General features: G+C 60.8%; 17 protein-coding genes. 13 read left to right on the top strand and 4 right to left on the bottom strand.

The features are described 5' to 3' along the window. On the bottom strand, positions 1 to 366 hold the full coding sequence (pilH, locus tag EXW71_RS15000) for a twitching motility response regulator PilH (protein ID WP_003234583.1): 366 nt from the start codon (positions 364 to 366) through the stop codon (positions 1 to 3). Between the two features lie 46 nt (positions 367 to 412). Then, a complete protein-coding gene (gene pilG / locus EXW71_RS14995) occupies positions 413 to 820 on the bottom strand; it encodes a twitching motility response regulator PilG (protein WP_134659178.1) in 408 nt (135 codons plus the stop codon). A 239-nt stretch (positions 821 to 1,059) separates the two neighbouring features. Between pilG and gshB the strand changes: the two genes are divergently transcribed. From gshB to EXW71_RS14960, 7 genes are all read left to right on the top strand, one after another. Next, complete coding sequence (gshB, locus tag EXW71_RS14990) at positions 1,060 to 2,031, top strand: glutathione synthase (RefSeq protein ID WP_123717177.1); 972 nt, start codon at positions 1,060 to 1,062, stop codon at positions 2,029 to 2,031. 142 nt (positions 2,032 to 2,173) lie between these two features. Next, positions 2,174 to 3,079, top strand: coding sequence for an energy transducer TonB (locus EXW71_RS14985; protein WP_134659180.1), 906 nt, complete (start codon positions 2,174 to 2,176; stop codon positions 3,077 to 3,079). Between the two features lie 67 nt (positions 3,080 to 3,146). Next, entirely contained in the window at positions 3,147 to 3,716 is a 570-nt protein-coding gene (locus EXW71_RS14980; RefSeq protein ID WP_123717176.1) for a YqgE/AlgH family protein, read from the top strand. Continuing rightward, positions 3,716 to 4,153 (top strand): Holliday junction resolvase RuvX, encoded by a 438-nt coding sequence (gene ruvX, locus EXW71_RS14975; protein WP_003195067.1) that lies wholly within the window; start codon positions 3,716 to 3,718, stop codon positions 4,151 to 4,153. The genes EXW71_RS14980 and ruvX overlap by 1 nt, the downstream gene beginning before the upstream one ends. A 72-nt stretch (positions 4,154 to 4,225) precedes the next feature. Beyond that, entirely contained in the window at positions 4,226 to 4,732 is a 507-nt protein-coding gene (gene pyrR / locus EXW71_RS14970) for a bifunctional pyr operon transcriptional regulator/uracil phosphoribosyltransferase PyrR (protein WP_025857711.1), read from the top strand. A gap of 24 nt (positions 4,733 to 4,756) precedes the next feature. Continuing rightward, on the top strand, positions 4,757 to 5,761 hold the full coding sequence (locus tag EXW71_RS14965; protein ID WP_123717175.1) for an aspartate carbamoyltransferase catalytic subunit: 1,005 nt from the start codon (positions 4,757 to 4,759) through the stop codon (positions 5,759 to 5,761). After that, entirely contained in the window at positions 5,758 to 7,029 is a 1,272-nt protein-coding gene (locus EXW71_RS14960; protein WP_134659182.1) for a dihydroorotase, read from the top strand. Before EXW71_RS14965 ends, EXW71_RS14960 begins: the two co-directional genes overlap by 4 nt. 140 nt (positions 7,030 to 7,169) lie before the next feature. Here EXW71_RS14960 and EXW71_RS14955 read toward each other — a convergent pair whose 3' ends face one another. Next, positions 7,170 to 7,598 carry a TM2 domain-containing protein gene (locus EXW71_RS14955; protein ID WP_123717173.1) on the bottom strand — a complete coding sequence of 143 codons (429 nt, stop codon included), beginning with the start codon at positions 7,596 to 7,598 and terminating at the stop codon, positions 7,170 to 7,172. Positions 7,599 to 7,848: 250 nt separating this feature from the next. Between EXW71_RS14955 and EXW71_RS14950 the strand changes: the two genes are divergently transcribed. After that, positions 7,849 to 8,484 carry a C40 family peptidase gene (locus EXW71_RS14950; RefSeq protein WP_134659184.1) on the top strand — a complete coding sequence of 212 codons (636 nt, stop codon included), beginning with the start codon at positions 7,849 to 7,851 and terminating at the stop codon, positions 8,482 to 8,484. A gap of 77 nt (positions 8,485 to 8,561) precedes the next feature. Here the strand turns inward: EXW71_RS14950 and EXW71_RS14945 are convergent, their stop codons facing one another. Continuing rightward, a complete protein-coding gene (locus EXW71_RS14945) occupies positions 8,562 to 9,593 on the bottom strand; it encodes a type IV pilus twitching motility protein PilT (RefSeq protein ID WP_134659186.1) in 1,032 nt (343 codons plus the stop codon). Positions 9,594 to 9,650: 57 nt separating this feature from the next. Between EXW71_RS14945 and EXW71_RS14940 the strand changes: the two genes are divergently transcribed. The 5 genes from EXW71_RS14940 to metW all read left to right on the top strand — a co-directional run bounded on the left by EXW71_RS14940 (position 9,651) and on the right by metW (position 13,713). Then, positions 9,651 to 10,337: a YggS family pyridoxal phosphate-dependent enzyme gene (locus tag EXW71_RS14940; RefSeq protein ID WP_134659188.1), complete on the top strand. Its 687-nt coding sequence runs from the start codon at positions 9,651 to 9,653 to the stop codon at positions 10,335 to 10,337. Positions 10,338 to 10,370: 33 nt separating this feature from the next. Next, entirely contained in the window at positions 10,371 to 11,189 is an 819-nt protein-coding gene (proC, locus tag EXW71_RS14935) for a pyrroline-5-carboxylate reductase (protein WP_134659190.1), read from the top strand. A gap of 24 nt (positions 11,190 to 11,213) precedes the next feature. Further along, entirely contained in the window at positions 11,214 to 11,801 is a 588-nt protein-coding gene (locus EXW71_RS14930; protein WP_060753465.1) for a YggT family protein, read from the top strand. A gap of 144 nt (positions 11,802 to 11,945) precedes the next feature. Further along, positions 11,946 to 13,085, top strand: coding sequence for a homoserine O-acetyltransferase (locus EXW71_RS14925; RefSeq protein ID WP_123717168.1), 1,140 nt, complete (start codon positions 11,946 to 11,948; stop codon positions 13,083 to 13,085). Positions 13,086 to 13,092: 7 nt separating this feature from the next. Next, positions 13,093 to 13,713: a methionine biosynthesis protein MetW gene (gene metW, locus EXW71_RS14920; RefSeq protein WP_123717167.1), complete on the top strand. Its 621-nt coding sequence runs from the start codon at positions 13,093 to 13,095 to the stop codon at positions 13,711 to 13,713. The last annotated feature ends 11 nt before the right edge of the window (positions 13,714 to 13,724 follow it).

Here is a 13,724-nt window from a genome sequence, read left to right as displayed (position 1 = left end):
TCAGCCGGCCAGCACCTTGTTCAGGGTGGCGATCAGAGTGTCTTCATCCACCGGCTTGGTCAGGTAATCCTTGGCGCCCTGGCGCGCGCCCCAGATCTTGTCGGTTTCCTGATCCTTGGTGGTGATGATGATGATCGGGATACCGTTGGTTTCCGGTTCCTTGGACAACTGACGGGTGGCCTGGAAGCCATTGAGGCCCGGCATCACGATGTCCATCAGTACGGCGTCGGGTTTTTCCTGGCGGGCCAGGGCCACGCCGTCGGCGCCGTTTTCGGCTTTCAGTACCTGATGACCGTGCTTTTCCAGCATGCCGGTCAGTTTGTACATTTCGGTCGGCGAATCGTCGACGATCAGAACACGTGCCATGGTTTTCCCCATTATTCTGGTGGATGCCGGCCCTTATGGGGCGGTATCAGTGTGCTTGTTCCACTGCAGCGAAGTCAGGCACGTAGGCCTTGATCGCGCTCAGTAGTTCTTCCTTGCTGAAAGGTTTGGTCAAAAACTGATCGACACCCACGATACGCCCCTTGGCCTTGTCGAACAGGCCATCCTTGGAGGACAGCATGATCACCGGAATCGACTTGAACACTGGGTTGTTCTTCACCAGTGCGCAGGTCTGATAGCCATCCAGGCGCGGCATCATGATGTCGACAAAGATAATGTGCGGGTGATGATCCACAATCCGCGCCAGGGCATCAAAACCGTCGATGGCGGTGATGACCTCGCACCCCACGTTCTTCAACAGGGTTTCGGCGGTGCGGCGGATCGTTTTCGAATCGTCGATCACCATCACTCTCAAGGCGTGGGAATGCTGTTCCATATCTGCTCTACCATCGCCACAGCGAATCGGTTTTCGGTGTGTACTGCCTGATGTTGCACAGGATGAACGCCACAAGCCTTGGAATTGGAGGGCTGCTGCGCCGTGGCAGTCTTTTTAGCACAGTCTCATGGCGCAATCTATCGAGCGGCCCGCCCAGTGGTTTTTCCTTGACCCACAACAGCCGCAGCGCCACTCTGACGCCACTTTTATGCGCCCTTATTTGCTAGAGGAAATCCCCCATGAGCGTTCGCGTCGGCATTGTCATGGACCCTATCGCCAGCATTTCCTATAAAAAGGACAGCTCGCTGGCCATGCTCCTGGCCGCCCAGGCCCGCGGCTGGACGCTGTTCTATATGGAGCAGCGCGACCTTTACCAGGGCGACGGCGAAGCCCGTGCACGCATGCGCCCGCTGCAGGTATTTGCCAACCCGCAGAAGTGGTTCGAACTCGAGGACGAAATCGACAGCCCGCTGAGCGATCTGGATGTGATCCTGATGCGCAAGGATCCGCCGTTCGACATGGAATTCGTCTATTCCACCTACCTGCTGGAGCAGGCCGAACGCGCCGGCGTGCTGATCGTCAACAAGCCTCAGAGCCTGCGCGACTGCAACGAAAAGCTCTTTGCCACGCTGTTCCCACAGTGCACGCCGCCGACCGTCGTCAGCCGTCGCGCCGATGTGTTGCGTGAGTTCGCCGCCAAGCACGGTGACGTGATCCTCAAGCCGCTGGACGGCATGGGCGGCACCTCGATCTTCCGCCACCGCGCCGGCGACCCGAACCTGTCGGTAATCCTGGAAACCCTGACCGCCCTGGGCACCCAGCAGATCATGGGCCAAGCCTATCTGCCGGCGATCAAGGACGGCGACAAGCGCATCCTGATGATCGACGGCGAGCCGGTGGATTACTGCCTGGCGCGTATCCCGGCAGCGGGCGAGACACGCGGCAACCTGGCGGCCGGGGGGCGTGGTGAAGCGCGCCCGCTGTCGGACAAGGACCGCTGGATTGCAGCCCAGGTCGGTCCAACCCTGCGCGAAAAGGGCCTGCTCTTCGTAGGGCTGGATGTAATCGGTGAGAACCTCACCGAAATCAACGTCACCAGCCCGACCTGCATTCGCGAGATCGACAATGCTTTCGGCACCAATATCGGTGAAATGCTGATGGCCGTAATTGCTGCGAAGCTGCAAGTTGCAAGCTCCAAGCCTCAAGTTTGAACGTAGCTGCAAGCGCCAAGCCTCAAACCTCAAGTTCAAAGGCAAACTGCTTTTAGCTTGCAGCTTGTAACTTGTCGCTTGAAGCTAAAAACCAACATTGCGCTATCATGCCGAACCACGAAACACGCGATGTTGGTTTTTTATGCCCTCTCCGTCCAATCTGCCCCCCGAACTCTCCCACAGCGGCGTGCGCCCGGCTGATCGGCTCGGTTTTACCCTGTTCCTCGCGGCATTGGTCCACCTCGCATTGCTCCTCGGCCTGGGCTTCACCTTCGCCGAACCCAAGCAGATCACCAAGACCCTGGAAATCACCCTCGCTACGTTCAAGAGCGAGAAAAAGCCCGAGAAGGCGGACTTTCTCGCGCAGGAAAACCAGCAAGGCAGTGGCACCCTGGACAAGAAAGCGGTGCCCAAGACTACTGAAGTGGCGCCGTTCCAGGACAACAAGGTGAATAAAGTCACCCCACCGCCAGCGCCCAAGCCCGAGGTCAAGCAAGCCACACCCAAGGCGGCCGTGACCACTGTCGCACCCAAACCGCAAAAAGCCCCGGCCCAGCGTGAGAAAACCAAGACCGAGCCGCAACCCGAACCGGTGAAACCGGCGCCGACGTTCGACAGCTCGCAACTCTCTGATCAGATTTCCAGCCTGGAAGCCGAACTGGCCAACGAACAACAGCTATACGCCAAGCGCCCACGCATTTATCGCTTGAACGCTGCCTCGACCATGCGCGACAAAGGCGCCTGGTATAAGGACGAGTGGCGCAAGAAGGTCGAACGCATTGGCAACCTCAATTACCCGGATGAGGCACGGCGCCAGCAGATCTATGGCAATTTACGTTTGCTGGTGTCGATCAATCGCGACGGTACGCTCTATGAGGTGCAAGTGCTGGAGTCATCCGGCCAGCCCCTGCTCGATCAGGCCGCCCAGCGCATCGTGCGCCTGGCCGCACCGTTTGCGCCGTTCAGCGGCGACCTGAACGACGTGGACCGCCTGGAAATCATCCGCACCTGGAAGTTCGCCAGGGGGGATCGGCTGTCGAGCAATTGACGACAATTGCCACCTGTGGCACATCACCAGCTTGTCAGTTCGCCCCTCCACCGCCACACTATCGAACATGAAAAACGTCAGCCCGACCTACCTCAAGCACCAATTCCTGATCGCCATGCCCCATATGGCCGACCCGAACTTTGCGCAGACCTTGACCTATATCGTCGAGCACACGGCCAATGGTGCAATGGGGCTGGTGATCAACCGCCCGCAAGAGCTGAACCTGGCGGATATCCTCGAGCAACTGCGTCCGGAGGTCGACCCGCCGGCCCGTTGCCAGGGCGTACCGATCTACATCGGCGGGCCGGTGCAGACCGAGCGTGGTTTTGTATTGCACCCGACCGGACCGAAGTTCCAGGCCACGGTTGATCTGGACGGTGTGTCGCTGTCCACCTCCCAGGACGTGTTGTTCGCCATCGCCGACGGCGTCGGGCCTGAGCAAAGTGTGATCACCCTCGGTTATGCCGGTTGGGAAGCAGGGCAACTGGAGGCGGAACTGGCCAGCAACGCCTGGCTGACGTGCCCCTTCGACGCCGAAATCCTGTTCAACACCCCCAGTGAACTGCGCCTGGAAGCGGCTGCGGCCAAGTTGCGGGTCAACCTCAACCTGCTGACCAGCCAGGCGGGGCACGCCTGATGGCTTTGCGTCTGATCCTCGGTTTTGACTACGGCACCAAACAGATCGGCGTAGCGGTCGGCCAGGTGATTACCGGCCAGGCCCGCGAGCTGTGCACCTTGAAAGCCCAGAACGGCGTACCGGACTGGAACCAGGTCGAAGCGCTGATCAAGGAGTGGAAACCCGACGCCGTCGTGGTCGGCCTGCCCTTGAACATGGACGGCACCCCGAGCGACATGTGCCTGCGCGCCGAAAAGTTCGCCCGCCGCCTCAATGGCCGCTACAACCTGCCTTTCTATACCCACGACGAGCGCCTGACCACCTTCGAGGCCAAGGGCGAGCGCAGAGACCGTGGCGGGCAGAAAGGCAGCTACCGCGACAATCCTGTGGACGCCATCGCCGCCGCCTTGCTGTTGCAGGGGTGGCTGGACGAAAACACCGCTTTATTTGAATCCTGACTGACGCGGCTTGCCGCGTCTTTTTACGTTTGAGCCCGGACCTTGCCAGCGCGAGGCCTAGAAGGAGCACCCATGAGCCTGCCCAATCCCGCCGAACTGATCAGCCAGATGGCGACGAGTCTTACCGCCCATCTGCAACACCGCGCCATCAGCGAGCCGCGCTTCATCGGCATCCGCACCGGCGGTGTCTGGGTGGCCCAGGCGTTGCTCGAAGCACTGGGCAGCGACTCGCCGCTCGGTACGCTGGATGTGTCCTTCTACCGCGACGACTTCAGCCAGAACGGCCTGCACCCGCAAGTGCGCCCTTCGGCCCTGCCGTTCGAGATCGAAGGCCAGCACCTGGTGTTGATCGACGACGTGCTGATGAGCGGCCGTACCATCCGCGCCGCCATGAACGAATTGTTCGACTACGGTCGCCCAGCCAGCGTGACGCTGGTGTGCCTGCTGGACCTGGATGCTGGCGAATTGCCGATCAGCCCGGATGTGGTCGGCGCCACATTGTCGCTGCAAGCCCACCAACGGGTAAAATTGTCCGGTCCCACGCCGCTCGAACTCGAACTGCAAGACCTCGCCCTTTAAACCGCCTTGTAAAGAGTCCCCGCGATGACGCCTCTAGATGCCAAGCGCCCGCTGCAGCTCAATGCTCAGGGCCAGTTGCAACACTTCCTGTCCCTCGATGGTTTGCCCTGCGAACTGCTCACCGAAATCCTCGACACGGCCGACTCGTTTCTCGAAGTCGGTGGCCGGGCGGTGAAGAAGGTCCCACTGCTGCGCGGCAAAACCATCTGCAACGTGTTCTTCGAGAACTCCACCCGCACCCGCACCACTTTTGAGCTGGCAGCCCAACGGCTGTCGGCCGACGTGATCACGCTGAACGTGTCCACTTCGTCGGCGAGCAAGGGCGAGACCCTGCTCGACACCCTGCGCAACCTCGAAGCCATGGCCGCCGACATGTTCGTGGTACGCCATGGCGACTCCGGCGCCGCGCACTTCATCGCCGAACACGTATGCCCGCAAGTGGCGATCATCAACGGCGGCGACGGCCGCCACGCCCACCCGACCCAGGGCATGCTCGACATGCTGACCATCCGTCGGCACAAGGGCAGCTTTGAAAACCTCTCGGTGGCGATCGTCGGTGACATCCTGCATTCGCGGGTCGCGCGCTCGAACATGTTGGCGTTGAAAACCCTAGGTTGCCCGGATATCCGCGTGATCGCCCCGAAAACCCTGCTGCCCATCGGTATCGAGCAGTACGGCGTGAAGGTCTACACCGACATGACCGAAGGGCTCAAGGATGTGGACGTAGTGATCATGCTGCGCCTGCAACGCGAGCGCATGGCCGGTGGCCTGCTGCCCAGCGAAGGCGAGTTCTACCGCCTGTTCGGCCTGACCACTGCCCGCCTCGCCGGCGCCAAGCCGGACGCCATCGTGATGCACCCGGGCCCGATCAACCGCGGCGTGGAGATTGAGTCGGCGGTGGCCGACGGTCCGCAGTCGGTGATCTTGAACCAGGTGACCTACGGCATCGCGGTCCGCATGGCCGTACTGTCCATGGCCATGAGCGGGCAAACCGCACAACGTCAATTCGAGCAGGAGAAGGCCCAGTGAAGCTCAGCATTCTCGGCGCCCGCGTCATCGATCCTGCCAGCAGCCTGGATCAAGTTACCGATCTTCACCTGGACGCCGGCAAGATCATCGCCATCGGTGCCGCGCCCAGTGGTTTCACCGCCCAGGAGACCATCGACGCCAAGGGCCTGGTGGCCGCACCTGGCCTGGTGGACCTGAACGTCGCCCTGCGCGAGCCGGGCTACAGCCGCAAAGGCAACATCACCAGCGAAACCCGCGCCGCCGCCGCCGGTGGCGTGACCAGCCTGTGCTGCCCGCCGAACACCCGACCGGTGCTGGACACCTCGGCCGTGACCGAGCTGATCCTCGACCGTGCCCGCGAAGCCGGCAACTGCAAAGTGTTCCCCATCGGCGCTCTGAGCAAGGGCCTGGACGGTGAGCAACTCGCCGAGCTGATCGCACTGCGCGACGCCGGTTGCGTGGCCTTCGGCAATGGCCTGGAAAGCTTTCGCAGCACGCGCACGTTGTTACGCGCCCTGGAATACGCGGCCACCTTCGATCTGACGGTGATTTTCCACTCCCAGGACCATGACCTGGCCGAAGGCGGTTTGGCCCATGAAGGTGCCGTCGCCAGCTTCCTCGGTTTGCCCGGCATTCCAGAAACCGCCGAAACCGTGGCACTGGCCCGTGACCTGTTGTTGGTGGAGCAAAGCGGAGTGCGCGCGCACTTCAGCCAACTGACCAGCGCACGCGGCGTCGCCCTGATCGCCCAGGCCCAGGCCCGTGGCTTGCCGGTGACGGCGGATGTGGCGCTGTATCAATTGATCCTGACGGATGAGGCGTTGATCGATTTCTCCAGCCTGTATCACGTGCAACCACCCCTGCGCACTCGTGCCGACCGTGAAGGTTTGCGTGCGGCGGTGAAATCCGGTGTGGTGTCGGCAATCTCCAGCCATCACCAACCCCATGAGCGCGATGCCAAACTGGCACCCTTTGGTGCGACAGAGCCTGGCATCAGCAGCGTGGAATTGCTGCTGCCGCTGGCAATGACGTTAGTCGACGAAGGTTTGCTCGACTTGCCGACATTGCTGGCACGCCTGAGCTCAGGCCCGGCCCAGGCCCTGCGCTTGCCGGCGGGCAAATTGGCGGTGGGCTCGGCGGCGGATCTGGTGCTGTTTGACTTGGCCAACTCCACGGTGGCCGGGGAGCACTGGTTGTCCAAGGGTGAAAACTGCCCGTTCATCGGCCATAGCCTGCCGGCGACCGTGCGTTACACCTTGGTGGATGGGCGCATCAGCTATCAGGCTTGATACCGCTCTGAAACGAGCACAGTAAGTGTGGGAGCGGGCTTGCTCGCGAAAGCGGTGGATCAGTCACGAAGATGTCGACTGGCACACTGCCTTCACGGCAAGCCCGCTCCCACATCTGGTTTTTGTATCTACCTGCGGACTCAGCGGCCGCCATTGCGCTCCGCATTGCGGATGGAAATCTGGGTGTTCAACGTCCAGAAGTCATACAGCACCCCCACCAGGAACAAACCACCGGTCAGCAGGTAGATCAGGCCAGTGATCCATTTGCCCTGGTACATGCGATGCAAGCCGAACACGCCCAGGAACGCCAGCAATACCCAGGCCACGTTGTATTCGATGGGCCCGGCGGTAAAACGCAGGTCGGCTTCACGGTCCATGGCCGGAATCAGGAACAGGTCGATCAGCCAGCCGATACCCAGCAGGCCGAAGGTGAAAAACCAGATCGTACCGGTGACCGGTTTGCCGTAATAGAAGCGATGGGCACCGGTAAAACCGAAAATCCAAAGCAGGTAGCCAATCACCTTGCTGTGCGTGTCTTGCTGCGAAACATCCTGTTGATAGGTGTTCATGAAGGACCTCTTTTGCCTCGATAGATAAATTTTTTCACTTTCTTTGTGACTTTTTTACGGGCGCCCGACGTACGGCAAATGGTATCTTCCCTCCCCTCAAAGCCTTGTTCTGCCTGACTTGTGTAGGACAATTGCGATAAAACGTCGCGCTTTTCCTGCATTTGACCCCAGGGTTCAGTCGACAAACGGCCTGAGAACAGCACAAAAAGCTGTTATAAAGTTGCGCGCAAACCCATATGAGCCACGCCTAATGCGACCATTTTTCAAGACATGGCTAACCATTTGCCTATTAATGCCACTGGCCGCCCACGCCACCAATCGTGAGCAACGACTTCCTAACGTCAACGGTTTCACCCCTAAAGTTCACAGCACACCCAGCACTGCCAAGTCGGCAAAGCTGACCGTCAACCGCCCGACTCAAGTGAGCAAGGCCCACGGTAAAGCGCTTCACCCCCAACTGGCCGTCAACGCCAAGCAAAGCAGTACCGTTCTCAGCCGTGCCGTCAACGTGCTTGGTACTCCTTATCGTTGGGGCGGCAGCAGCCCAAGTAAAGGGTTCGACTGCAGTGGTTTGGTGAAATATGCGTTTAATGACGTCAAAGCGGTGGATTTGCCACGCACTTCCAACGCCATGGCCGCCGGCCACGGGTTGAAAGTCGACCGCAAGGATCTGAAACCGGGCGACCTGTTGTTCTTCAAACTCAAGAGCCGCCAGGTCAATCACGTCGCCATCTACCTGGGCAACGACCGTTTTATCCACGCACCGCGTCGTGGCAAGTCGGTCAGCATCGACACGCTGAAAAAGCCGTTCTGGGACAAGAACTACGTGATTGCCAAGCGGGTTCTGCCCAAAGAGCAGAACACCTTGCGGGTAGTCCAGCGCTGATCTAAAGCTGCCATGCAGTACAAATGTGGGAGAGGGCCTGCTCTCTCCCACATTTGATTTGTGTCGCCTACAAACCCTTATATATCCCCAGGCACCCTTGCCTTCTCCCGCGCCGCTTCCCGGCTGATCACTCCTTGCGTGACCAACGCCTTCAAGCTCATGTCCAACGTTTTCATCCCCAACGCCCCACCGGTCTGAATCGCCGAAACCATCTGCGCGCCCTTGTCTTCGCGGATCAGGTTACGAATGGCCGGCGTGCCCAGCATGATCTCGTGGGCCGCCACCCGCCCACCGCCGGCCTTCTTGACCAGCACCTGGGACACCACCGCCTGCAAAGACTCCGCCAGCATTGAGCGCACCATGGCCTTTTCACCCGCCGGGAACACGTCCACCAGCCTGTCCACGGTCTTCGCGGCCGAGGCTGTGTGCAGCGTGCCAAACACCAAGTGCCCGGTCTCAGCCGCCGTCAGCGCGAGGCGGATGGTTTCCAGGTCGCGCAATTCCCCCACCAGAATCACATCCGGGTCTTCGCGCAACGCCGAACGCAGGGCCACCGAGAAGCTGTGGGTATCGCGGTGCACCTGCCGCTGGTTGATCAATGCCGATTTGGGCGTGTGGATAAACTCGATGGGGTCTTCAAGGGTGAGGATGTGCTGGTGCCGGTGCTGGTTGAGGTGGTCGATCATCGCCGCCAGAGTCGTGGACTTGCCGGACCCGGTCGGCCCGGTCACCAGTACCAGGCCGCGAGGTAATTGGGCGATACGCTGGAATACTTCGCCGAGGCCCAGGCTTTGCAGGCTGCGCACTTCAGGAATGGTGCGAAACACCGCGCCCATGCCGCGATCCTGCCGGAACACATTCGCCCTGAAACGCGCCACGCCGGGCAATTCAAAGGCAAAATCCGTTTCAAGAGATGTTTCGAAATCCTTTTGTTGGTGCTGATTGAGCAAAGGGCTTAATAAGTCCACCACTTGCGGTGGCGAAAGCACCGATTCATCCAAGGGCCAGACTTCGCCGTCGATCCGCAGCATCGGCGCCAGGCCGGCGGACAAATGCAGGTCGGAGGCGCCACGGCGCACACTGGCCGTGAGCAATTGCGTGATATCCATAGGGCTTTCCATTTCCAGTAGAATGCCGCGGACTCCATATCCACGGGTGCAGTTTGAATGTCGACGATAGCAGACAACATTGGCCTGGTTAGCGCGCGGATCCGTGCCGCGGCCCACGCCGTGCAACGTGATGAAAACAGCATCCATCTGCTGGCCGTGAGCAAGACCAAACCCGCGCAAGCCGTGCGCGAAGCCTTTGCCGCCGGAATGCGCGACTTTGGCGAGAACTACTTGCAGGAAGCCTTGGGCAAACAGGCGGAATTAACCGACCTGCCCTTGAGTTGGCACTTCATCGGCCCCATTCAATCGAACAAGACTCGCGCGATCGCCGAGAATTTCGCTTGGGTGCATTCCGTGGACCGCTTGAAAATCGCACAACGCCTGTCCGAACAACGCCCTGCCGACCTGCCGCCGCTGAACATCTGCATCCAGGTCAACGTCAGTGGCGAAGCCAGCAAGTCCGGCTGCACACCCGCCGACCTGCCGGCCCTGGCCGAGGCCATCAGCGTGCTGCCGCGCTTGAAGTTGCGAGGTTTGATGGCGATCCCCGAGCCGACTGAAGATCGCGCGGCGCAAGATGCGGCGTTCGCGACGGTAAGAGACCTGCAAGCCAGCTTGAACCTGCCGCTCGACACACTTTCCATGGGCATGAGCCACGACCTTGAGTCGGCCATCGCCCAGGGCGCCACCTGGGTGCGGATCGGTACCGCCCTGTTTGGCGCTCGCGACTACGGCCAGCCGTGAAATGGCTGACTTTTCTCTGAATAAGGACCTGTCATGAGCAACACGCGTATAGCCTTTATCGGCGCCGGCAACATGGCGGCCAGCCTGATCGGCGGCCTGCGGGCCAAGGGCCTGCAAGCCCAGCAGATCCGCGCCAGCGACCCGGGTGCCGACACCCGCGCCCGCGTCAGCGCCGAGCACGGTATCGAAACATTCGCCGACAACGCCGAAGCCATCCAGGGCGTCGACGTGATCGTGCTGGCGGTGAAGCCGCAAGCCATGAAGGCGGTGTGCGAAAGCCTGCGCCCGAGCCTGCAACCGCAGCAACTGGTGGTGTCGATCGCCGCCGGCATCACCTGCGCCAGCATGAACAACTGGCTGGGCGCCCAGCCGATTGTGCGCTGCATGCCCAACACCCCGGCGTTGCTGCGCCAGGGCGTGAGCGGCCTGTATGCCACATCAGAGGTCAGCGCCGAGCAACGCAAGCAGGCCCAGGAGTTGCTGTCCGCCGTGGGCACCGCGCTGTGGCTGGAGCAGGAACAGCAATTGGATGCCGTCACCGCCGTCTCCGGCAGCGGCCCGGCCTATTTCTTCCTGCTGATCGAAGCAATGACCGCCGCCGGCGTCAAACTGGGCCTGCCCCACGAAGTGGCTGAGCAACTGGCCGAGCAAACCGCTCTGGGCGCCGCACATATGGCCATCGGCAGCGAGGTGGATGCCGCCGAACTGCGCCGCCGTGTAACCTCTCCAGGCGGCACCACACAGGCCGCCATCGAATCGTTCCAGGCCGGAGGCTTTGAGGCCCTGGTGGAAAAAGCACTGGGTGCCGCGGCACACCGTTCGGCTGAAATGGCCGAACAGCTGGGCAAATAGTCGTCCCCTACATAGGAAACAAACATGCTCGGAATCAATGACGCTGCCATTTTCATCATCCAGACCCTGGGCAGCCTGTACCTGCTGATCGTGCTGATGCGTTTTATCCTGCAACTGGTGCGGGCAAACTTCTACAACCCGCTGTGCCAGTTCGTGGTGAAAGCCACCCAACCGCTGCTCAAGCCACTGCGACGGGTGATCCCGAGCATGTTCGGCCTGGACATGTCCTCGCTGGTGCTGGCGCTGCTGCTGCAGATCCTGCTGTTCGCAGTGATCCTGCTGCTCAACGGCTACCAGGCCAACACAGTGCTGTTATTGCCGTGGGGCCTGATCGGCATCTTCTCGCTGTTTTTGAAGATCCTCTTCTGGTCGATGATCATCAGCGTGATCCTGTCGTGGGTCGCACCCGGCAGCCGCAGCCCGGGCGCCGAGTTGGTGTACCAGATCACCGAGCCGGTGCTGGCGCCGTTCCGTCGCTTGATCCCTAACCTGGGCGGCCTGGATATCTCGCCGATCTTCGCGTTTATCGCGATTCAGCTGCTGCAAAGCTGGGTGATTCCGCGTCTGGCCTACTATGCGTTCATGCCAAAAGAGCTGTTCGGCCTGATCTGACGCGGTTCAAGTGCAGGAGGGGCGGTGCGCCGATTCGACTTGCCCCCCTCCCACACTTGTATCTGTGTAATGGCGCAGGCCTTTGCTTGCCGCTGGGTGCAGCGGTCTTTAGACTTACGCCTCATTTAAACGAGAGCAGGGTCGATGCCAACTGCCTTTCCCCCCGATTCTGTTGGGCTGGTCGTGCCCCAAGTGGCGCACTTCAGTGAACCCCTGGCCCTGGCCTGTGGACGCTCGCTGCCCGCCTACGATCTGATCTATGAAACCTACGGCCAACTGAACGCCACGGCGAGCAACGCCGTGCTGATCTGTCACGCGCTGTCCGGCCATCACCACGCGGCCGGCTTCCACGCCGCAGATGATCGCAAGCCCGGTTGGTGGGACAGTTGCATCGGCCCCGGCAAACCCATCGACACCAACAAGTTTTATGTGGTCAGCCTGAACAACCTCGGCGGCTGCAACGGTTCTACCGGCCCGAGCAGTATCAACCCGGAAACCGCAAAACCGTTCGGTGCCGACTTCCCGGTATTGACCGTGGAAGACTGGGTGCACAGCCAGGCACGCCTTGCTGACCTGTTGGGTATCGACCAATGGGCAGCGGTGATCGGCGGCAGCCTGGGCGGTATGCAGGCGCTGCAATGGACCATTACGTACCCGGATCGCGTACGCCACTGCCTGGCCATTGCCTCGGCACCGAAACTCTCGGCACAGAATATTGCCTTCAACGAAGTGGCGCGCCAGGCCATCCTCACCGACCCCGAGTTCCACGGCGGTTCATTCCAGGAAGCCGGCGTGATCCCCAAGCGCGGCCTGATGCTCGCGCGGATGGTGGGGCATATCACCTACCTGTCCGATGACTCCATGGGCGAGAAATTCGGCCGCGGCCTCAAGAGCGAGAAGCTCAATTACGACTTCCACAGCGTCGAGTTCCAGGTGGAAAGCTACCTGCGTTATCAGGGCGAGGAGTTCTCGGGACGTTTCGACGCCAACACCTACTTGCTGATGACCAAGGCTCTGGACTACTTCGACCCGGCAGCGAATCACGACGACGACCTGGCGAAAACCTTCGAAGTCGCCACGGCCAAGTTCTGTGTGATGTCATTCACCACCGACTGGCGCTTCTCGCCGGCCCGCTCCCGTGAGCTGGTGGACGCGCTGATGGCTGCACGCAAAGACGTCTGCTACCTGGAGATCGACGCTCCGCAAGGCCACGATGCCTTCCTGATCCCGATCCCGCGTTACTTGCAGGCGTTCGGCAACTACATGAACCGCATTACTGTATGAGAACGCCATGAGAGCCGACCTGGAAATCATCCAAGACTGGATACCCGCCGGCAGCCGCGTGCTCGACCTGGGCTGCGGCGATGGCGAACTGCTGAGCTGGCTGCGCGACAACAAGCAAGTCACCGGCTATGGCCTGGAAAACGACGCCGACAACATCGCCCAGTGCGTGGCCAAGGGCATCAACGTGATCGAGCAGGACCTGGACAAGGGACTGGGCAACTTTGCCAGTAACAGCTTCGATATCGTGGTGATGACCCAGGCGCTGCAGGCGGTGCACTACCCGGACCGCATCCTCGACGAAATGCTGCGCGTCGGCCGTCAGTGCATCATCACCTTTCCCAACTTCGGGCACTGGCGCTGCCGTTGGTACCTGGCCACCAAGGGCCGCATGCCGGTCTCGGACTTCCTGCCGTACACGTGGTACAACACGCCCAACATCCACTTCTGCACCTTCGAAGACTTCGAAGCTTTGTGCGGCGAGCGCAAGGCCAAGGTGATCAACCGCCTTGCCGTCGATCAACAGCACCGCCACGGTTGGGCGAGTAAGCTATGGCCCAACCTGTTGGGCGAAATCGGTATTTATCGAGTCAGCAGTCCCGGCCTGACGGATCACCAGATTGCCGTCTAACCATTTGCAAG

The sequence above is a fragment of the Pseudomonas sp. BCA17 genome (assembly GCF_004519405.1).
Lineage (GTDB): Bacteria > Pseudomonadota > Gammaproteobacteria > Pseudomonadales > Pseudomonadaceae > Aquipseudomonas.
Note: the sequence above shows the minus strand (reverse complement) of the source record. Positions and strands in the feature narration are given on the sequence as shown.